Origin of the sequence: Microbacterium sp. NPDC056736 (assembly GCF_042790415.1) — a bacterium.
GTDB lineage: Bacteria > Actinomycetota > Actinomycetes > Actinomycetales > Microbacteriaceae > Microbacterium.
Map to the genome: position 1 here is coordinate 74,096 of NZ_JBHTZE010000009.1, position 18,713 is coordinate 92,808.

Genomic DNA, 18,713 nt, shown 5'->3' on the forward strand with positions numbered 1-18,713 from the left:
ATCCGCTCACCCGTCCGCGGTGCCGCCGTGCGTCTGGGCGTCATGCACCCAGCCGTACTCCGACTCGGGGCGGCCGCCGGTGCCGTAGCGCGGCGCCCGGTGCGCTCGGCCGGCCGTGACGAGGTGCTCCAGGTATCGCCTCGCCGCGACGCGGGACATCCCCAGGCGGTCCGCCGCCTCCGCGGCCGAGACCGGACCGCGCTCGCGGACCTCGTCGCTGATGCGGGCGAGCGTACCGGCGGAGAGCCCCTTCGGCAGCGCCACCGGCACGGCGGGGCGAAGCGCCCCCAGCAGCGCATCGATCTCGGCCTGAGTGGGTGCGCCTGCGGCCTCGACGGCGCGGCGGCGGAACTCACGGTACTGCTCGAGGCGCTCGCGGAAGGCGGCGAAGGCGAAAGGCTTCACCAGATACTGGGCGACCCCGAGCGCGACCATCTGGCGCACGACCTCGGCGTCGCGCACGCCCGTGATCGCGATGACGTCCACGGCGATCCCACGCGCTCGCAGGTGCCGAAGCACGTCGAGCCCCGTGCCGTCGGGCATGGTCACATCGAGCAGCACCAGATCGATGTCGTCGTGGCGCGTGAGCACGGCGTCGATCGCGGCGCGGGCGCCGGTGCACTCCGCGACCACCCGGAAGCCGTCCAGGCGCGCGACGTACTCCCGGTGCAGCTCGAGCGTGAGCGCGTCGTCGTCGACGAGCAGGACGCCGATCATGCGTCCGGCCCCGCCGGGAGGGTGACGACGAAGGTCGTCGGGTGGTCCCGCAGGGTGACCGATCCGCCGGCGCCCGTCACGATCGAGTGGACCAGCGCCAATCCGACACCGCGCCCCTCCGCGCCTCGCGGCTTCGTCGAGAAGCCGTGCTCGTAGATCCGGTCGCGCACCCCGGCCGGCACGCCGGGACCGCTGTCGGACACCTCCAGGCGCAGCGCGGGCGGCGACGAGGGCGCGGTGCCGAAGGCGACGCGCACCCAGCGCGGTGCGTCAGCGGCGGCCGCGGCATCCATCGCGTTGTCGATGAGATTCCCGACGACCGACACCGCGTCGACGGGCGAGAGCGCGCTGCGAGGCGCCTGCGGGTCGATCTCGGCCGACCACTCGATTCCGCGCTCGCGGGCCTGCGCGGCCTTGCCGAGCAGCAGCGCGCCCACGGTGGGATCGCCGCCCCGGCGGGAGGCGACCTGATCCACCAGCTCCTGACTCTGGCGCGAGGTCTCGGTGAGGATGTCGATCGCCTCGCGCGTGCGGCCGAGCTCGAGGAGCGAGACCGCCGTGTGCATGCGATTCCCATGCTCATGGGTCTGCGCGCGCAGCGCCTCGCCGAGGGTGCGCACCGACTCGTACGAGGCGACGGCGTCGCGGATCGTGCCGGCCGGCAGGTCGCCGGCCAGGCGACGCGTGGTGCGACGGGCCAGCCATGCCCCGATCAGTCCCGCGGCCAGCAGCGCGAGCGCGATCGACACGACGAAGGGCAGCCGCGGCGCGATGTCCGACCAGATGCTGCCGATCGTCACGCCGACCGACACCCAGCCGACGAGCTCGCCGGCGGACTCCACCGGCACGATCGTGCGGACGGAGGGGCCGAGCGTCCCGGTGAACTCCTCGGTGACCGCTTGCGGCGCTGCGGGGATCGTGCCGAGGTAGTGCCGGCCGATCTGGTCCCGGTCCCGGTGGGTCACGCGGATGCCGTCGGGCGTCATGATCGTCACGAAGTCCACCCCCGCGCGCGTCATCACGTCCTCGGCGACCGGCTGCAGTCGCGCCGAGGCCCCCGCCTCCGTCAGCGCGGCGCCCACTTCGGGAAGGACGGCGAGGGATGCCGCCACCGCCCGGGTCACCTCCTCGGCCTCGCCCCTCTCGGACCGTTCCGCGTCCAGCACCAGCACGCCGGCCAGAGCGGCCACGATGACCGCGGCAGAGAGCGCGACCACGGCGAAGACGCGGGATGCCGCGCTGCCGCGCTCTGTCTTCGCTGACATGGCTCTCCTCCTCGATGCCGCCGCATCCATCCTCGCGCCTGCGCGCTGCTGCGCCGAGCGTCCGGGCGCGACCAATACGACCACAAGTAGGACCATGCCGGTGCCTGCGCGCACGCTGTGGTCACGCCGCCGGATCGTGCGGCACCGCGGACACACCGTCGTACATCCCGCAGGAGGCAAAGATGGCTCTCTCGACCCGCACCACGTCGTTCACGCTCCCCGGCTTCAACGCCAGGCGCGGCAAGCAGGCGTGGGACAAGCACACCTGGCTCTACATCGCCGTGATCGTCGCGGTGGTGCTCGGCGCCGTCGTCGGCCTCGTCTGGCCCGACGTCGGCGTGGCCCTCAAGCCGCTCGGCGAGGGCTTCGTCGCCCTCATCAAGATGATGATCGCACCCATCATCTTCTGCACGATCGTGGTCGGGGTGGGCTCCATCGCCAAGGCCGCGACAGTCGGCAGGATCGGCGGGCTCGCGCTGCTGTACTTCATGGTGATGTCGACCTTCGCGCTCGCCATCGGCCTCGTGGTCGGCAACCTCCTCCACCCGGGCGAGGGCCTCAACATGACCAGCGCGAGCTACGAGTCCACCGCGGAGGCCAAGACCACGCAGGAGTTCATCCTCGGCATCATCCCGACCACGTTCTTCTCGGCCTTCACCGGGGAGAGCGTGCTCCAGGTGCTCTTCATCGCGCTGCTGGTGGGCTTCGCCCTCCAGCAGATGGGCGACAAGGGCGCGCCGATCATGAATGCCGTCAAGCATCTGCAGAGCCTGGTGTTCCGCATCCTCGGCATGATCCTGTGGCTCGCGCCGATCGGCGCGTTCGGAGCCATCGCGGCGGTCGTCGGCAACACGGGCATCGCCGCGATCTGGGCCCTGGGCACGCTGATGATCGCCTTCTACATCACGTGCATCGTCTTCATCGTCGGCATCCTGGGCACACTGCTGTACCTCGTCGCTCGCGTCAACCTCTTCAGCCTCATGAAGTACCTGGCGCGTGAATACCTGCTGATCGTGGGCACATCGTCGTCCGAATCAGCGCTGCCGCGGCTCATCGCGAAGATGGAGCACCTCGGCGTCTCGAAGCCGGTCGTCGGGATCACCGTGCCGACGGGCTACTCGTTCAACCTCGATGGCACGGCGATCTACCTCACGATGGCGTCGCTGTTCATCGCCAGCGGCATGGGAGCGCCGATGTCCATCGGCGAGCAGATCGGCCTGCTCGTCTTCATGATCATCGCCTCGAAGGGCGCGGCGGGTGTGACGGGCGCAGGCCTGGCGACCCTCGCAGGCGGTCTGCAGGCCTACCGCCCCGACCTCGTGAACGGGGTGGGCGTCATCGTCGGCATCGACCGCTTCATGTCGGAGGGGCGTGCGCTCACCAACTTCACCGGCAACGCCGTCGCGACGGTGCTCGTCGGCACCTGGACCAAGGAGTTCGACGCGGGCCGCGCGCGCCGCGTCCTCGCCGGAGAGCTGCCGTTCGACGAGACGACGCTGTCAGGGCACGACCACGACGGGATGTCGGCATCGCCCGAGGCCGTCGGCGTGCAGGGTCTCGAGGAGGCCGCGATCACCGAGGCCGAGGCCAAGGAGCGGCGCGCCCGCGAGCGCGACGCCATCCTCTCGCGCTGAGGAGGACGAGGAAGGGAGGGTGCGGGGAGCCGCACCCTCCCTTCCTGCGTCTCAGTCGTGGGGGTCGATCTCGCCCGATTCGATCGCCGACTCGCGCTCCTCGAACTCGAGCTCGTCGACGTCTTCCTCGACCGCTTCGAGCGGGTCGATGGTCGGCGGCGGCAGCTCGAGCTCGACGTCGTCGTCGATCGGCACGTCGCGCTCGTCGTCCGGCACGCGCTCCCGGAAATCGCTCATGGCGCGCCCCGATCGTGCCCCGCCGCCCTGGCGTGGTCTCTGGTCGGCCCGAGGCTCATGTTTCCTATCCGCTCTTGCGCCGGAACTCGCGCTTGGTCATCGCGCCGTGCGTGCCGTGGATGGCCGAGTCCGCGTCGAGGTGGGACTCGCCCTGGCGGTGGTTGGCGTTCTTCCTGTCGAGAGCCTCCTTGAACTTGCGCTTCATCTCATCGGATGCCGAGGACGCCGGCTTCTCGTCGGTGCTCATGCCCCCCACCCTAGGCGGGGCACCCGACGCCCGCCAGGGTTCCTGAGAAGGAGGACCCCGCTGGTAGGCTTGTGCGGGTTGCCCCCTGGGCATCCGCTCAAATCAATATGAGCACCGTGCCCGAGACGGGCATTGTGGAGCAGGCCGGCAGGAAGCTGGTCCCCTGTGGTGGGTTCCCCGACGCGAGAAGCGCCGGGTGATCTTCGACTGGTGACCAGCGCTGGCGAGTCCGCGGAATCACCGCGCGCCGAGATCTGCCTGTTCCTGCTCCTTCGATTGACCCTCGCCCGGCACACGGCCGGACGAGGCTAAACAAAGAAGGAGGGACCTCTTGGAAGGTCCGGAAATCACCGCCGCCGAAGCCGTCCTCGACAACGGCCGCTTCGGCACCCGCACCGTCCGGTTCGAGACCGGCAGACTCGCGCAGCAGGCACAGGGTGCCGTCGCCGCGTACCTCGACGAGGAGACCATGCTCCTGTCGGCCACCAGCGCCGGCAAGCACCCCCGCGAGGGCTTCGACTTCTTCCCGCTCACCGTCGACGTCGAGGAGCGCTCGTACGCCGCCGGCAAGATCCCGGGATCGTTCTTCCGTCGTGAGGGCCGCCCCTCGACCGAGGCGATCCTCGTCTGCCGTCTGATCGACCGCCCCCTGCGCCCGTCGTTCGTCGACGGCCTCCGCAACGAGGTGCAGATCGTCGTCACGGTGCTCTCGATCGCGCCGGGCGAGTTCTACGACGCGCTCGCGATCAACGCCGCCTCGCTGTCGACCCAGATCTCGGGTCTGCCGTTCTCGGGTCCGATCGCGGGTGTCCGCCTGGCGCTCGTCCCCGGCCACGGCGAGCACGCCGACCAGTGGGTCGCGTTCCCCACCGCGAAGCAGCTCGAGGAGGCCGTGTTCGACCTCATCGTCGCCGGCCGCGTGCTCGACGACGGCGACGTCGCGATCATGATGGTCGAGGCCGAGGCCACCGAGGGCTCCTGGAACCTCATCAAGGGCGGCGCGACCAAGCCGAGCGAAGAGGTCGTCGCGCAGGGCCTCGAGGCCTCGAAGCCCTTCATCAAGGAGCTCGTCGCCGCGCAGAACGTCGTCGCCGGCTCCGCGGCGAAGGAGATCCAGTCGTACCCGGTCTTCCCGGCGTACAGCCAGGAGACCTACGACTTCGTGGCGGGTCGCGCGTACGACGAGCTCGTGGGCATCTACCAGATCGCCGACAAGCAGGAGCGTCAGAACGCCGACGACGCCGTCAAGGACCGCGTCAAGGCCGAGCTGATCGCCGCGGTCGAGGCCGAGCAGCTGCCCGGCACGGCGACGCTGGAGTTCAGCGCCGCGTACAAGTCGGTGACGAAGAAGATCGTGCGCGGTCGCATCCTCACCGAGGGCGTCCGCATCGACGGTCGAGGCCTCGCCGACATCCGCCCGCTCGACGCCGAGGTGCAGGTCATCCCGCGCGTCCACGGCTCGGCGATCTTCCAGCGCGGCGAGACCCAGATCCTGGGCGTCACCACGCTGAACATGCTCAAGATGGAGCAGCAGATCGACTCGCTGTCGCCCGTCACGCACAAGCGCTACATGCACCACTACAACTTCCCGCCGTACTCGACGGGTGAGACGGGCCGCGTGGGCAGCCCGAAGCGCCGCGAGATCGGTCACGGCTTCCTGGCCGAGCGCGCGCTCGTGCCGGTGCTGCCCGGACGCGAGGAGTTCCCCTACGCGATCCGCCAGGTCTCCGAGGCTCTCGGCTCGAACGGCTCGACGTCGATGGGCTCGGTGTGCGCCTCGACCCTGTCGCTGCTGAACGCGGGTGTGCCGCTGCGCGCTCCTGTCGCCGGCATCGCCATGGGCCTGGTGTCCGACGAGGTCGACGGCCAGACGCGGTACGCCGCGCTGACCGACATCCTGGGAGCCGAGGACGCGCTCGGCGACATGGACTTCAAGGTCGCCGGCACGAGCGAGTTCGTCACCGCGATCCAGCTCGACACGAAGCTCGACGGCATCCCGTCGTCGGTGCTCTCGGCGGCGCTGACGCAGGCCAAGGACGCGCGTCTGACGATCCTGGGCGTGCTGAACGCCGCGATCGACGCGCCCGACGAGATGGCTCCGACGGCCCCGCGCGTCATCAGCGTGCAGATCCCGGTCGACAAGATCGGCGAGCTCATCGGCCCCAAGGGCAAGACGATCAACGCCATCCAGGACGAGACCGGCGCCGACATCTCCATCGAGGAGGACGGCACCGTCTACATCGGCGCCGTCGACGGCCCGTCGGCCGAGGCCGCCCGTGCCCAGGTCAACGCGATCGCCAACCCCACCAACCCGGAGGTCGGCGAGCAGTTCCTCGGCACGGTCGTGAAGATCGCGACGTTCGGCGCGTTCATCTCGCTCCTGCCCGGCAAGGACGGCCTGCTGCACGTCAGCGAGGTCCGCAAGCTCGCCGGCGGCAAGCGCGTCGAGAACGTCGACGACGTCCTCTCCGTCGGCCAGAAGCTCCTCGTCAAGATCACGAAGATCGACGACCGCGGCAAGCTCTCGCTCGAGCCGGTGCTCGAGGAGGCCGCCGACCAGGAGGGTCGCGACGCGGCCAACCCGGGTCCGGAGGCTCCTGCCGAGGGCTGATCGCCCGAAGCGCCGAGCGGCCGGCACGGCCGGCCCATCGCAGCGGATGCCCGCCCCGACACCGGGGCGGGCATCCGTCGTCCGGTTCGCTCGCGCCCCGGCATCGCCGCGCCGGCGGACGCGGATCTCGCCGGACCGGCCATTCGTGATCAAACCGTTATGCAATGTTTATCGACAGTTCGCCTCAGCGCGCGGCGTGCTGTCCGGACTGCCCTACCCTCGAAGTACGCGCCGGGGGGTGCGGACATTTGATCACAAGGTTCGGCGACGAGCTGAGTGGGGGGTGGCACATGGCTTTCTTCGGCGTTGACTCGACGCTTCCGTCGGTGAGCCCGGATGCCGCCGCCGGCGCGCTCGGCCCGCATCCGTCGGCACCCATCCCGGTTCAGGGGCCCTCGGTGGGCAGCAACATCCGCGTGCCGCTCGGTGAGAGCGGCTCGCACGTGTTCCCGCTGATCCTCGGCGCGGCCGAGTTCGGGTGGAACGTCGACCTCGAGTCCAGCCACGCGATCCTCGACACGTACGCTGAGCTCGGCGGGAACGCGGTGCACACCGCCGACAGCTACTCCAGCGGGCGCAGCGAGCACATCATCGGCCAGTGGCTGCACTCGCGCGGGCTCCGCGACGACATCGTGCTGACCGTCCGGGTCGGAGGTCACGCCGACAACCCGGGGCTCGGCCCGGTGAACCTGATCCGCGCCGTCGAAGCGTCTCTGACGAGGCTGCGCACCGACCGGATCGACGTGCTGTCCCTCGACGCGACGACCGACCCCGGATCGTCGCTGGAAGACACCCTCGCGACGGCGGAGTGGCTCGTCGACACCGGCAAGGTGCGCGCGCTCGGCGCGTTCGGCTACACCGCGGCGCAACTGGTGGAGGCCCGCATCTTCTCGTCCGCGGGCTATCCGCGCATCACGGTGCTCGACGTGCCGTTCAACGTGCTGAGGCGCCATGAGTTCGATGCCGACCTGCGCCTCGTCGCCGGTGCGCAGGGCATGGCGGTCACGCCGTCGCACGCCCTCGAGCACGGCTTCCTGGCGGGCCGGCAGCGGTCGAAGATCCGCGGGGCCCTGTCGGTGCGCGGAGCGCAGCTGGCGGCCAATCTGAACCGGCGGGGGAGCCGGACGCTGCGCGCGCTCGATGCCGTCGGCGCGGACCTCGGCGTCCCCGACGCCGCGGTCGCCGTCGCCTGGCTCCTGTCCCAGCGGCTCGTGACCGCGCCCATCGTCAACGCCTATGCGCCGCAGCATGTCGAAGAGCTCGTCCAGGGCGTCGGGGTGCGGCTCAGCCGTTCCCAGCTGGCCGACATCGGACGCGCCTCGGAGTAGCCGCAGCGGTCCGCCGGGCCGGTTGCACGGGCGTGTCCACAGCCCGCCGGCCGGCACGGGCACGTGTCGTAGGGTGGAAGGGTGCCTTCCCCCGGCACGCGACCCCCGACGGAGTGAGCTGCGTGACGCACTACATCTACCTCGTGCGGCATGGTGAGCATCAGGATGCCGAGCACGGTCTCATCGACGGACCCCTCTCCCCGCGCGGACGCCGCCAGGCTTCGCTGCTGGCGGACCGCCTCTCGGGGGTGCCGTTCGATGCCGTGTGGCACTCGCCGCTGGAGCGGGCGAGCCAGACGGCGCGCGCGGTCGCCGAGCGGATGCCGTCGGTCTCGCCCGAGCCCTCGGCCCTCCTCTTCGACTGCGTGCCGACGGGGATGACCGACGACACGCCCGCGGTGTTCGAGCCGTTCTTCGGATCGGTCACCGAGGCCGAGGTCGAGGCCGGGCGCGCCCAGATGTCCGACGCCGTCAGCGAGTACCTGGTCCGCAAGCGCGGCGACGTCCACGAGCTGCTGATCACGCACAACTTCGTGATCGCCTGGTTCGTGCGCGAGGTGCTGCAGGCGCCGGAGTGGCGATGGATGACGCTCAACCAGGCGCACTGCGGGCTCACCGTCATCGCGCAGAAGCAGGGCCGGCCGTGGACGATGCTCTCGCACAACGACATGGCGCACCTGCCGGTCGAGCTGCGTACGGGTCTGCCCGAGATCTATCCCGTCTGACGCCGGACGCTCACAGCGTCTTGCCGTACCACCGCGTCGCGTTGGGGTTGTCGTTGTAGGGATCGATCGGCGTGAATCCGGTGCGGGCGTACAGCGCTCCCGCCGCCTCGAGGGAGTGGTGCGTGTCCAGCACGAGCTCGGCGGCCCCGAACCCGCGCGCCCGGCGCTCGAGGTCCTCGACCAGCAGCCGGCCCCATCCCCGCCCGCGCGTGCCCGGTCGCAGATACAGGTGCTTGAGCTCGTAACGGGTGCCGAGCGCACCCGGGGGGATGAGACGGATGCCGCCGCAGCCCTGCGCGACGCCCTCGTCGTCGTCCAGCACGACGAAGACGCCCGCCGGCGGGACGAATGCCGCGGGGTCGGGGAAGGAGGTGCGGTAGGAGACGTCCATGAGCGCGAACCCCTCGGTGCGCGCGCGGAAGTACTCGGCGAGCAGCTCGTGGGCGTCGGGGGCGTCAGCGGGGGAGGGGCGCAGTGTCACCACCGCTCCAGCGTAGGCGCCGGCGACCCCGCGGCCGCCCGGCCGGGTGCAGGGCGCCCGCCTAGGATGGACGCATGACGACACGCGTGGCCATCGTCGGCGGCACCGGAAAGCTCGGCGGCATCATCCGCGACGTGGTCGAGGCGGAGCCCGGCTTCGAGCTGACCGCCGTGCTCACCTCGCGTTCGGACCTCTCCGACCTCGACGGCGCCGACCTCGTCGTCGACGCGTCCACGCCTGCCGTGTCGATCGACGTCGTCCGGGCCGCCATCGAGCGCGGGATCAACGTGCTCGTCGGCACGTCCGGCTGGTCGGCCGAGCGCATCGCGCTGGTGCGACCGCTCGTCGACGCCGCGGCGACCGGCGCCGTCTTCATACCGAACTTCTCCATCGGCTCCGTGCTGGGCTCCGCGCTGGCCGCCGCCGCCGCCCCGTTCTTCCCCTCGATCGAGATCGTCGAAGCGCACCGCGAGACGAAGATCGACTCGCCCAGCGGCACCGCCGTGCGCACGGCGGAGCTGATCGCGGCGGCGCGGGAGGGCGTCGGGCCCGTCGAATCGCCGCACGTCGACCAGCGCGCCCGCGGGCAGCAGGTCGCGAGCATCCCCATCCACTCGCTGCGCCGCCCCGGCGTCCTCGCCCGGCAGGAGACGATCCTGTCGGGACCGGGGGAGTCCCTCACGATCGTGCACGACACCGTCGAGCCGGCGAGGGCGTACGGTCCCGGCATCCGGCTGGCACTGGCGGCCGCGCGCGACGCCACGGGTGTGACCATCGGCCTGGACAGCCTGATCGACATCGGGATCGGCCGGCGCGCGGCGCACACCGAAGCGCGCCCGCTGGACGAGGGCGGCGTCACGGGGCAGGTCGCCCGCACCACGTCCGCATGACCGCCCGGATCGGCGTCGCCGTCATGGCGGTGCTGCTCGCGCTGTACATCGTGCTGGTGGGACAGCGCGCATGGCTCCTGATGACCAGCGGCGAGGCCGTCGGCGTCGCGATCGGGATCGCCCTCGTGGTGCTGCCGCTCATCGCGGCATGGGCGCTGGGGCGCGAGCTGTGGTTCGGCGTGCGCGCCGAGCAGCTGGGGCGTCGACTCGAGGCAGAGGGGGGACTGCCCGAGGACGAGGTGGCGGTGCTGCCGAGCGGCAGGGTCGTCCGCGCCGACGGCGACGCGGTGTTCCCCGCCTACCGCGCCGATGCCGAGGCGCACCCCGACGACTGGCGGGTGTGGTTCCGGCTCGGCCTCGCGTACGACGCCGCCGGTGATCGTCGGCGCGCGCGCGAGGCGGTGCGCGCGGCGATCCGCCTCGAGTCGGCCGAGCGAGCCCGCTGACGCGGACGGCCGGGCTCAGACGCGCGCCGGCACGGCGGCGGCGACGGCGTCCTCGACGGTCGGGTGCGCGAAGACGAACCCGGATGCCGTGAGCGCGGCGGGCACGACGTGCGCGTCGGCGGTGAGGATCGCCTCCGTGGCGTCGGCCCCGAGCACCAGCTTCATGCCCCACACCGGAGCACGCAGCAGGAACGGGCGGTTCATCCGCAGTGCCAGCGCGAATCCGAGGTCGTTCGCCGTCGCGCGCGTCGGGCCCGTGAGGTTCACCGGGCCTGTCAGTCGCGCGTCGATGATGTGCCGGATCGCGCGCACCGAGTCTTCGAGCGAGATCCACGGCCAGGCCTGCGTGCCGGGGCCGATCGGCCCGCCGAGCCCGAAGCGCGTGAGGAGCAGCAGCGGCTTCAGCACGCCGTCCGCGTGCACCACGGGCGCCGTGCGCAGCAATGACACCGCGGCATCGGGCCCCGCCCCGAGCGCTGCCGTCTCCCACTCCCCGCACAGATCGGCGAGGAACGTGTCACCGCGCGGCGAATCCTCGGTCAGCCGGGCCCCCGGGGCCGAGCCGTAGTAGCCCACGGCGGAGGCCGCGACGAAGTGCGGGGCATCCGCTCCCCGCTCCCGCACGGCGCGGGCCAGCGCACGCGTCGGCGTGACGCGCGACCACAGCAGCGTGCTCTTGTACGAGGGCGTCCACGGGAACCGTCCGATGTTCGCGCCGTTCAGCCCGACGACGGCGTCGGCGCCGTCGAGCACCGCGGGGTCGAGCGGCTCGTCCGTCGTGAGCCACTCGATCTCTCCGGCCTCGACGGGCGGGCGCCGCACGAGTGTGACGACCTCGATCCCATCGGCCCGCAGGCTCTCGACGAGGGCCGCTCCGATCAGCCCCGACGCGCCGGAGACGACCACCTTCCGCGGGGTCGCCGGGGCGTCGGCGGCGCCCGGGGAATCAGGCAAGCGTGGCCTCGATGGTGATCTCGACGCCCGCGAGGGCCTGCGAGACCGGGCAGCCGGCCTTCGCCTCCTGCGCGATGCGCTCGAACTCCTCGGGCTCGATGCCCGGGACGACGGCGTTGACGTTGAGATGGCTGCCGGTGATGCCGGTGCCGGGCTTGAAGGTCACCGACGCCGTGGTGTCGATCGACTCGGGCGGGGTGCCGTTCTCGGCGAGGGCGAGCGAGAACGCCATGCTGAAGCAGGACGAGTGCGCGGCGGCGATCAGCTCCTCGGGCGTCGTGACCGAGGTGGATCCCTCGCTGCGCGCCTTCCAGTTGACCGGGAACGTGCCCAGGCCCGACGAGACGAAGGTGGTCTCTCCGGAGCCGTCGAACAGTCCGCCGTTCCAGGCGGTGGTCGCTTCGCTCGTGACGGTCATGGGGGCCTCCTCGCTCGCGGTGCGCCTGCGTCGCAGGCGTCTCGCGTCAGCCTAATCAACACGGATGCCGCGCCGCGACGGTTGCGCGGCGATGCGCGACGTGTCAGGCGGAGGCCGGCCGGGCGCGGCCGACGATGCCCGCGCGCTGCAGCAGCAGGTACAGCTGGCACCCCAGGCAGAGGCCGAAGACCGCGTTGAGGAAGGCCGCGACGAAAGCTGCTGCGGCCGCGATGGTGAGGCCCCAGGGCACGCCGAGCAGGTGCAGCGCAAGTCCGATGACGGCGACGAGGAGACCGACGCCCTGCGCGAAGCGCGGCGGGCGCGGGTCCTCGAGCTCGGTCGGGGCGCCGAGGCGGGGCGCGACGAGCGCGCGGTACAGCGCGCCCCACGGCGCCGTGCGCGGCGAGGCCACTCCCCAGGCGAACAGCACGGCGATCGCGAGGAGGAGGAGGAAGGCATGGTCCAGGAACCGCTCGCCGGGCGTCGCCGAGGCGATCGCCCAGCCGTCGGCGGTGCGCGCGGTGGACAGGCCCGTCAGCCCGAGGAACACGTCGACGAGGAGCAGCACGGCGGTGATGCCTGCCACGAACCGCGGTCCGCGCGGATCGATGCCGCGCGGGGTCGCGGCATCCGCTCTCTCAGACACTCGCACCCTCCGCACTCAGCCGGTTCAGCTCGAGCTCGAGCACATCGCGCCCCGGGGTGCCGCCGAAGCGGGTCTGCACCACCCCGTTGCGGTCCAGCACGAGGGTGGTGGGGGTCTGCAGCACGTGGAAGTGCTTGGCGATGTCGGGGCGATGCGTGAGGTCGACGTCGAGGTGCAGCACACCCTCGTGATCGTCGGCGATGGCCGCGAGCGTTCGGTGCACCCCGGGGCAGCGGGCGCACATCTCGGTGCTGAACTGCAGCAGCGTGGCGACTTCGCCCAGCCCCTCGGCCCCGAGCCGGTGGGGCTCGACGACTTCGTGGGCCACGTTGCGGCGAGCGTGCGACTGGCGCCAGTTCAGGTACGCGCCGAGCGCGATCGTCGCCGCGAGGAGCACGGCGAGTGCGATGAGGGCGCCGACGAGGGTCACAGCAGACCAGGCTAACCCCTTTCCGCGGCCGAGGACGCGCCGATCGCTCAGATGACGCGACGCGGCGTGACGCGAAGCGCTGCGCGGCTGCCGGGCCGGACGTGCTGGCGGCGGGTATCGTGGCAGCCGTGACGACGCCGATCCCGACTCCGTACGAAGACCTCCTGCGCGACGTGCTCGAGAACGGCACCCACAAGGACGACCGCACCGGCACCGGGACGACGAGCGTCTTCGGCCGTCAGATCCGCTTCGACCTGTCGCAGGGTTTCCCCCTCGTCACCACGAAGCGGGTTCACTTCAAGTCGGTCGCCTACGAGCTGCTGTGGTTCCTCCGCGGCGAGTCGAACGTCGCCTGGCTGCAGGAGAACGGCGTCACGATCTGGGACGAGTGGGCCGATGCCGACGGGGAGCTCGGTCCCGTCTACGGGGTGCAGTGGCGCTCGTGGCCGACGCCGTCGGGCGAGCACATCGACCAGATCGCGCTCGTGCTCGACCAGCTCCGCGCGAATCCCGACTCGCGGCGGCTCATCGTCTCGGCGTGGAACCCCGCCGACATCCCCGACATGGCCCTCGCGCCGTGCCACGCGATGTTCCAGTTCTACGTCGCCGACGGCCGGCTGTCGTGCCAGCTGTACCAGCGCAGCGCCGACCTCTTCCTCGGCGTCCCGTTCAACATCGCCTCCTACGCGCTGCTGACCCTCATGGTGGCGCAGCAGGCGGGCCTCGAGCCGGGCGACTTCGTGTGGACCGGCGGCGACTGCCACATCTACGACAACCACCTCGAGCAGGTGCGCGAGCAGCTGACCCGCGACCCCTACCCGTACCCGACGCTGCGCCTCGCGCGCACACCCGGCTCGATCTTCGACTACCGGTACGAGGATTTCGTGCTCGAGCACTACCAGCACCACCCCGCGATCCGCGGCGCGGTCGCGGTATGACCGCCGCTGACCCGCGTCGCCCGATCGGCCTGATCTGGGCCGAGGCCCGCGACCGCGTGATCGGCGCGCAGGGGGGCATGCCGTGGCACGTCCCCGAGGATCTCGCCCATTTCAAGGCGGCGACGCTCGGCGCGCCGGTGGTGATGGGCAGGCGCACGTGGGAGTCGTTCCCCGCCCGCTTCCGGCCGCTGCCCGGGCGGCGCAACATCGTGGTCACGCGCCGGGACGACTGGGCGGAGGCCGGCGCCGAACCCGCCGGCTCGCTCGAGGCCGCGCTCGCGCTGGCGGCGGAGGGCGACCCCGACCGGATCTGGGTGATCGGCGGCGGGGAGCTGTTCCGCGAGGCGATCGGGCAGGCGGATCTCCTGGAGGTCACCGAGTTCGACCTGCGGGTGCCCGGCGACACCACCGCCCCCGAGCACGAGGGGTGGATCCCGTCGAGGATCGATCCGCCGGAGGGCTGGCACACGTCGAGCTCCGGCATCCGCTATCGGTTCCTGACGCTCGTGCGGGCGCAGTAGAGCGGCGGGACGAGGCGACGTGGCGAAGACCGCTCTCATCACCGGCGCGAGCTCGGGCCTCGGCGCCGAGTACGCCCGCCAGCTCGCTGCCAAGGGCGCCGACCTCGTGCTCGTGGCGCGCGACCGCTCCGCGCTCGAGGCCCTCGCGTCCCGCCTGCGCGCCGTGTACGGCGTGGAGGTCGAGGTGCTCGCCGCGGACCTGCTGAAGCCCCGGCAGCGGGACCGCGTGATCGAGCGGGTGGCCGACGAGGCCCGCCCGATCGAGATCCTGGTCAACAACGCGGGTTTCGGGCTGCCGTTGGCGTTCGAGAGCAACGACATCGCCGACGAGGTCAGCCACCTGCGCCTGCACGTCGACGTGCCCATGCGCCTCACCCACGCGGCGCTCGGTGGAATGCTGGCGCGCGGCCGGGGCCGCATCCTCAACGTGGCGTCGGTCGCGGCGTTCATCCCGCGCTCGACCTACGGCGCGTGCAAGGGGTGGCTGGTCAGCTTCAGCCGCTGGGCCAACGGTCGCTACGGACCGCGCGGAGTGACCGTGACCGCCGTCTGCCCCGGCTGGACGCACACGAGCTTCCACGAGCGCCTCGGCCTCCCGCCGGGGCACGAGGGCGTGCCGGACGCCCTCTGGCTGGACGCGCGGGACGTCGTGGCGGCGTCCCTGCGCGACGCCGCGCGCGGCGTGCCCGTCTCCATCCCGTCCCTGCGGTACAAGCTGCTGGTGTGGGGTGCCCGATTCGCCCCGCCGGCGCTCGCCGCCCGCATCGCCGAGCGCGGGCGCTGAGCGCGCGCGAGCCACACGGGCCTGCTCCGGCGGCACGCGGAGTCGCGGCATCCGGATAACCTGAGAACATGACGCATCCGGGCAATCCCTTCGGACAGGTGCTCGTCGCCCTCGTCACCCCCATGACGGCCGACGGCGAGGTCGACTGGCCCGCTGTCGAGAAGCACATCGACGACGTCATCACCGCGGGCGCCGACGGCATCGTCGTGACCGGCACCACGGGTGAGACGTCGACCCTCACCGATGCGGAGAAGATCCGCCTGGTCGAGGTCGGCAAGGATGTCGCGGCCGGGCGGGCGAAGATCATCACCGGCGGCGGATCCAACGAGACCGCGCACGCTATCGAGCTGTACAAGGCCAGCGAGAAGGTCGGCGCCGACGGCATCATGATCGTCACGCCGTACTACAACAAGCCCACGCAGGCGGGCATCCTGACGCACTTCCGCCTCGTCGCCGACGCCACCGATCTGCCGGTGATCCTCTACGACATCCCCGGGCGCACCGGCGTGCCGATCCGCTACGAGACGATCCTGCGCCTCGCCAAGCATCCGAACATCCTCGCCATCAAGGACGCCAAGGGCGACTTCAGCGAGGTGAGCCGCGTGCTCAACCAGACCGACCTGATGTACTTCTCCGGCGACGACGCCAATGTGCTGCCGCACCTGGCGATCGGCGCGACGGGCCTCATCGGCGTCACCGCGAACATCGCGGCCCAGCCGTACCGCGTGATCGTCGACGCCGTCAACCGGGGCGACCTGAAGGCGGCGACCGCGGCCCACAAGCAGCTGGAGCCGCTCGTGCGCGCCGTGATGACCCACGTGCCCGGCACGGTGTCGGCGAAGTACATCCTGCACGGCCTGGGCCGAATCGGCAGCCCGCGCGTGCGCCTGCCGCTGGTGGGCCCCGAGGAGTGGGAGGCCGCCAAGATCGAGGACGAGCTCGCCCTGGTGACCGACGTCCCGGGTGCCGACTTCTCGAACTTCCGTCCCGACCGCAACGCGGCCGCCGGCGGTGCGCTGCCGAAGGTCTCGGGCACGACCAGATGACGATGTGCCGTCGCCGATGGGGCGCCGGCACGATGATGAACGGATGCCACGGCATCCGGAGGAGGCTTCACAATGCCCACCACCCCGTACGATCCCCCCGAGCTGGAAGCGGGCACGCTCCGCGTCGTGCCGCTCGGCGGCCTCGGCGAGGTCGGCCGCAACATGACCGTCTTCGAGTACGGCGGCAAGCTCCTCGTCGTCGACTGCGGCGTGCTCTTCCCCGAGGAGCACCAGCCCGGCGTCGACCTGATCCTGCCGGACTTCGAACCGATCAAGGGACGCCTCGACGACATCGTCGGCGTCGTGCTCACCCACGGCCACGAAGACCACATCGGCGCGGTGCCGTACCTGCTCAAGCTCAAGAGCGACATCCCGATCGTCGGCTCCGGCCTGACGCTCGCGCTCACCGAGGCCAAGCTCAAGGAGCACCGCATCCGGCCGTACAGCCTCACGGTGACCGAGGGGCAGCGAGAGAACCTCGGGCCCTTCGAGCTCGAGTTCATCGCCGTGAACCACTCGATCCCCGACGCGCTGGCCGTCGCCATCCGCACGCCGGCCGGCACGGTGCTCGCGACCGGCGACTTCAAGATGGACCAGCTCCCGCTCGACGGGCGCCTCACCGATCTGCGCGCTTTCGCGCGGCTGGGGGAGGAGGGGGTGGACCTCTTCCTCGTCGACTCCACGAACGCGGACGTCCCCGGCTTCACGCCGCTGGAGCGCTCGATCGGCCCGGTGCTCGACCAGGTCATCGGCAAGGCGCCGCGGCGGGTGATCGTCGCCAGCTTCTCCAGCCACGTCCACCGCGTGCAGCAGGTGCTCGACGCCGCGGCCGCCCACGGTCGCAGGGTGGCTCTCCTCGGCCGCAGCATGCTGCGCAACATGACCATCGCGGAGGACCTGGGCTACCTGCACGTGCCCGAGGGCGTGCTGATCGACTACAAGAAGGCGCGCGACCTCCCCGACGACAAGATCGTCTACATGTCCACCGGCTCGCAGGGCGAGCCCATGGCCGTCCTGAGCCGCATGGCGAACCTCGACCACGCGATCGAGCCCGGCGCCGGCGACACGGTGATCCTGGCGTCGAGCCTCATCCCCGGCAACGAGAACGCCGTGTACCGCGTCATCGACGGGCTCACCAAGCTCGGCGCCAACGTCGTGCACAAGGGCAACGCCAAGGTCCACGTCTCCGGACATGCCGCCGCCGGCGAGCTGCTGTACTGCTACAACATCCTCAAGCCCCGCAACGTCCTGCCGGTGCACGGCGAGTACCGCCACCTCATGGCGAACGCCCGCCTCGCCCAGGACACCGGGATCGCGCCCGAGCGCACGCTCCTCGCGGAGAACGGCACCGTCATCGACCTCAAGGACGGCGACGCGCACATGGTCGGCCAGCTCGACCTCGGGTTCGTGTACGTGGACGGCTCGACCGTCGGCGAGATCACGGATGCCGACCTCAAGGACCGCCGGATCCTCGGCGAGGAGGGCTTCATCTCGGTGATCGTCGTGGTCGACGCCGCGACGGGCAAGGTGATCTCGGGTCCCGAGATCCACGCGCGCGGCTTCGCGGAGGACGACCGCGTCTTCGAGGACGTCAAGCCGAAGATCGCCGCGGCGCTCACCGAGGCCGCCAAGTCGGGCGTGCGCGACCCGCACGCGCTGTCGCAGGTGGTGCGCCGCACGATCGGGCGCTGGGTGAACCAGTCGCTGCGACGCCGGCCCATGATCGTCCCGCTCGTGATAGAGGCATAACGGGATCACCGCCGGGCGGAGAATCGAAGCGTAGCCCGCACGTAACACGGATGGCCGTACCATCGGCCTCGTGGGTACCTCGTTCCGGATCCGTCCCGCTGTGCCGGCGGACGGCTCGTTCCTCGGCGACATGGTCGTCGAGGCGGCGAACTGGCGGCAGGGCGGCGCACGGCCGCGGCACGAGGTGATCGGCGGGGAGGAGCACGGGCGGTACGTCGCCGGCTGGATGCGGCCTGGCGACGCGGGCTTCGTCGCCGAGGCCGCGACGGGAGAGCCGATCGGCGCCGCCTGGTACCGGATGCTTCCGCGCAGCGATCCCGGGTTCGCATACGTCGGCACGGGCGTCCCCGAGCTGATCATCGGCGTGAAGCCGATCTGGCGCGCCCACGGCGTCGGCCGGGCCCTGCTGCAGCGGCTGTGCGAGCACGCACGCTCCGAGGGGTTCGCGCGCATCAGCCTCAGCGTCGAGCGCGACAACTTCGCCTCGACGCTGTACCGCAGCGAGGGGTTCGCGGTGACACAGCGGGGGACGGGCCGCGACACCATGGTGAAGCGCCTGCGCTGAGACGTCCGCCGTCGTCGCGACTCGTGGGCCCGGGCGGCGTGGTTGCCCCGATTTGTCGGAGTCCCCGCCTACCGTGGAGGG

The 18,713-nt window shown here is 71.4% G+C and carries 21 protein-coding genes; 12 read left to right on the forward strand and 9 right to left on the reverse strand.

Going from position 1 to position 18,713, the window contains the following annotated elements; all coding sequences use genetic code 11:
* Positions 1-6: 6 nt before the first annotated feature.
* Together ACFRAL_RS16005 and ACFRAL_RS16010 are read right to left on the reverse strand one after the other, a co-directional pair.
* Positions 7-717: a response regulator gene (locus tag ACFRAL_RS16005; RefSeq protein WP_336399055.1), complete on the reverse strand. Its 711-nt coding sequence runs from the start codon at positions 715-717 to the stop codon at positions 7-9.
* Entirely contained in the window at positions 714-1,982 is a 1,269-nt protein-coding gene (locus tag ACFRAL_RS16010; protein WP_378884789.1) for an ATP-binding protein, read from the reverse strand. Before ACFRAL_RS16010 ends, ACFRAL_RS16005 begins: the two co-directional genes overlap by 4 nt.
* A 182-nt stretch (positions 1,983-2,164) precedes the next feature.
* Between ACFRAL_RS16010 and ACFRAL_RS16015 the strand changes: the two genes are divergently transcribed.
* Positions 2,165-3,616 carry a cation:dicarboxylate symporter family transporter gene (locus ACFRAL_RS16015; protein ID WP_336399053.1) on the forward strand — a complete coding sequence of 484 codons (1,452 nt, stop codon included), beginning with the start codon at positions 2,165-2,167 and terminating at the stop codon, positions 3,614-3,616.
* Positions 3,617-3,667: 51 nt separating this feature from the next.
* Here the strand turns inward: ACFRAL_RS16015 and ACFRAL_RS16020 are convergent, their stop codons facing one another.
* Together ACFRAL_RS16020 and ACFRAL_RS16025 are read right to left on the reverse strand one after the other, a co-directional pair.
* A complete protein-coding gene (locus ACFRAL_RS16020; protein WP_336399052.1) occupies positions 3,668-3,853 on the reverse strand; it encodes a hypothetical protein in 186 nt (61 codons plus the stop codon).
* 64 nt (positions 3,854-3,917) lie between these two features.
* Entirely contained in the window at positions 3,918-4,100 is a 183-nt protein-coding gene (locus ACFRAL_RS16025; protein ID WP_336399051.1) for a DUF5302 domain-containing protein, read from the reverse strand.
* Positions 4,101-4,431: 331 nt separating this feature from the next.
* Between ACFRAL_RS16025 and ACFRAL_RS16030 the strand changes: the two genes are divergently transcribed.
* From ACFRAL_RS16030 to ACFRAL_RS16040, 3 genes are all read left to right on the forward strand, one after another.
* Positions 4,432-6,711 carry a polyribonucleotide nucleotidyltransferase gene (locus ACFRAL_RS16030; protein WP_378884794.1) on the forward strand — a complete coding sequence of 760 codons (2,280 nt, stop codon included), beginning with the start codon at positions 4,432-4,434 and terminating at the stop codon, positions 6,709-6,711.
* A 290-nt stretch (positions 6,712-7,001) separates the two neighbouring features.
* A complete protein-coding gene (locus ACFRAL_RS16035) occupies positions 7,002-8,039 on the forward strand; it encodes an aldo/keto reductase (protein ID WP_378884797.1) in 1,038 nt (345 codons plus the stop codon).
* A 122-nt stretch (positions 8,040-8,161) separates the two neighbouring features.
* Positions 8,162-8,764: a histidine phosphatase family protein gene (locus tag ACFRAL_RS16040; protein WP_336399048.1), complete on the forward strand. Its 603-nt coding sequence runs from the start codon at positions 8,162-8,164 to the stop codon at positions 8,762-8,764.
* A 10-nt stretch (positions 8,765-8,774) separates the two neighbouring features.
* Here the strand turns inward: ACFRAL_RS16040 and ACFRAL_RS16045 are convergent, their stop codons facing one another.
* Positions 8,775-9,248 (reverse strand): GNAT family N-acetyltransferase, encoded by a 474-nt coding sequence (locus tag ACFRAL_RS16045; RefSeq protein ID WP_378884800.1) that lies wholly within the window; start codon positions 9,246-9,248, stop codon positions 8,775-8,777.
* Between the two features lie 71 nt (positions 9,249-9,319).
* On the opposite strand from ACFRAL_RS16045, the gene ACFRAL_RS16050 reads away from it, so the two are divergent.
* Positions 9,320-10,135, forward strand: a complete 816-nt coding sequence (locus ACFRAL_RS16050) for a 4-hydroxy-tetrahydrodipicolinate reductase (protein WP_378884803.1) — start codon at positions 9,320-9,322, stop codon at positions 10,133-10,135.
* Positions 10,132-10,581, forward strand: coding sequence for a hypothetical protein (locus tag ACFRAL_RS16055; protein ID WP_378884806.1), 450 nt, complete (start codon positions 10,132-10,134; stop codon positions 10,579-10,581). Before ACFRAL_RS16050 ends, ACFRAL_RS16055 begins: the two co-directional genes overlap by 4 nt.
* 15 nt (positions 10,582-10,596) lie before the next feature.
* On the opposite strand, the gene ACFRAL_RS16060 is transcribed toward ACFRAL_RS16055, so the two are convergent.
* The 4 genes from ACFRAL_RS16060 to ACFRAL_RS16075 all read right to left on the reverse strand — a co-directional run bounded on the left by ACFRAL_RS16060 (position 10,597) and on the right by ACFRAL_RS16075 (position 13,029).
* The gene (locus ACFRAL_RS16060; RefSeq protein ID WP_378884809.1) at positions 10,597-11,535 is read right to left on the reverse strand and encodes a TIGR01777 family oxidoreductase; all 939 of its coding nucleotides are present in this window, start codon (positions 11,533-11,535) and stop codon (positions 10,597-10,599) included.
* Positions 11,528-11,953 carry an OsmC family peroxiredoxin gene (locus tag ACFRAL_RS16065; protein ID WP_336399043.1) on the reverse strand — a complete coding sequence of 142 codons (426 nt, stop codon included), beginning with the start codon at positions 11,951-11,953 and terminating at the stop codon, positions 11,528-11,530. The genes ACFRAL_RS16060 and ACFRAL_RS16065 overlap by 8 nt, the downstream gene beginning before the upstream one ends.
* Positions 11,954-12,056: 103 nt before the next feature.
* Positions 12,057-12,599, reverse strand: a complete 543-nt coding sequence (locus tag ACFRAL_RS16070; protein ID WP_378884812.1) for a DUF4395 domain-containing protein — start codon at positions 12,597-12,599, stop codon at positions 12,057-12,059.
* A complete protein-coding gene (locus ACFRAL_RS16075) occupies positions 12,592-13,029 on the reverse strand; it encodes a TlpA family protein disulfide reductase (protein ID WP_378884815.1) in 438 nt (145 codons plus the stop codon). Before ACFRAL_RS16075 ends, ACFRAL_RS16070 begins: the two co-directional genes overlap by 8 nt.
* Positions 13,030-13,157: 128 nt before the next feature.
* Here ACFRAL_RS16075 and ACFRAL_RS16080 point away from each other — a divergent pair, with 128 nt between their 5' ends.
* From ACFRAL_RS16080 to ACFRAL_RS16105, 6 genes are all read left to right on the forward strand, one after another.
* Positions 13,158-13,967: a thymidylate synthase gene (locus ACFRAL_RS16080; protein ID WP_378884818.1), complete on the forward strand. Its 810-nt coding sequence runs from the start codon at positions 13,158-13,160 to the stop codon at positions 13,965-13,967.
* Positions 13,964-14,488 carry a dihydrofolate reductase gene (locus ACFRAL_RS16085; protein WP_378884821.1) on the forward strand — a complete coding sequence of 175 codons (525 nt, stop codon included), beginning with the start codon at positions 13,964-13,966 and terminating at the stop codon, positions 14,486-14,488. The genes ACFRAL_RS16080 and ACFRAL_RS16085 overlap by 4 nt, the downstream gene beginning before the upstream one ends.
* 19 nt (positions 14,489-14,507) lie before the next feature.
* Positions 14,508-15,272: an SDR family NAD(P)-dependent oxidoreductase gene (locus tag ACFRAL_RS16090; RefSeq protein ID WP_378884824.1), complete on the forward strand. Its 765-nt coding sequence runs from the start codon at positions 14,508-14,510 to the stop codon at positions 15,270-15,272.
* Between the two features lie 68 nt (positions 15,273-15,340).
* Positions 15,341-16,318, forward strand: coding sequence for a 4-hydroxy-tetrahydrodipicolinate synthase (dapA, locus tag ACFRAL_RS16095; RefSeq protein ID WP_336399037.1), 978 nt, complete (start codon positions 15,341-15,343; stop codon positions 16,316-16,318).
* Positions 16,319-16,390: 72 nt separating this feature from the next.
* Positions 16,391-18,067 (forward strand): ribonuclease J, encoded by a 1,677-nt coding sequence (locus ACFRAL_RS16100; RefSeq protein ID WP_378884827.1) that lies wholly within the window; start codon positions 16,391-16,393, stop codon positions 18,065-18,067.
* A 70-nt stretch (positions 18,068-18,137) separates the two neighbouring features.
* The gene (locus ACFRAL_RS16105; RefSeq protein ID WP_336399035.1) at positions 18,138-18,632 is read left to right on the forward strand and encodes a GNAT family N-acetyltransferase; all 495 of its coding nucleotides are present in this window, start codon (positions 18,138-18,140) and stop codon (positions 18,630-18,632) included.
* Positions 18,633-18,713 lie beyond the last annotated feature (81 nt).

Coding starts and splice junctions, on each gene's coding strand:
- ACFRAL_RS16005 (WP_336399055.1), bottom strand. CDS start 717: ATGATCGGCGTCCTGCTCGTCGACGACGACGCGCTCACGCTCGAGCTG.
- ACFRAL_RS16010 (WP_378884789.1), bottom strand. CDS start 1,982: ATGTCAGCGAAGACAGAGCGCGGCAGCGCGGCATCCCGCGTCTTCGCC.
- ACFRAL_RS16015 (WP_336399053.1), top strand. CDS start 2,165: ATGGCTCTCTCGACCCGCACCACGTCGTTCACGCTCCCCGGCTTCAAC.
- ACFRAL_RS16020 (WP_336399052.1), bottom strand. CDS start 3,853: ATGAGCGATTTCCGGGAGCGCGTGCCGGACGACGAGCGCGACGTGCCG.
- ACFRAL_RS16025 (WP_336399051.1), bottom strand. CDS start 4,100: ATGAGCACCGACGAGAAGCCGGCGTCCTCGGCATCCGATGAGATGAAG.
- ACFRAL_RS16035 (WP_378884797.1), top strand. CDS start 7,002: ATGGCTTTCTTCGGCGTTGACTCGACGCTTCCGTCGGTGAGCCCGGAT.
- ACFRAL_RS16050 (WP_378884803.1), top strand. CDS start 9,320: ATGACGACACGCGTGGCCATCGTCGGCGGCACCGGAAAGCTCGGCGGC.
- ACFRAL_RS16055 (WP_378884806.1), top strand. CDS start 10,132: ATGACCGCCCGGATCGGCGTCGCCGTCATGGCGGTGCTGCTCGCGCTG.
- ACFRAL_RS16065 (WP_336399043.1), bottom strand. CDS start 11,953: ATGACCGTCACGAGCGAAGCGACCACCGCCTGGAACGGCGGACTGTTC.
- ACFRAL_RS16085 (WP_378884821.1), top strand. CDS start 13,964: ATGACCGCCGCTGACCCGCGTCGCCCGATCGGCCTGATCTGGGCCGAG.
- dapA (WP_336399037.1), top strand. CDS start 15,341: ATGACGCATCCGGGCAATCCCTTCGGACAGGTGCTCGTCGCCCTCGTC.
- ACFRAL_RS16100 (WP_378884827.1), top strand. CDS start 16,391: ATGCCCACCACCCCGTACGATCCCCCCGAGCTGGAAGCGGGCACGCTC.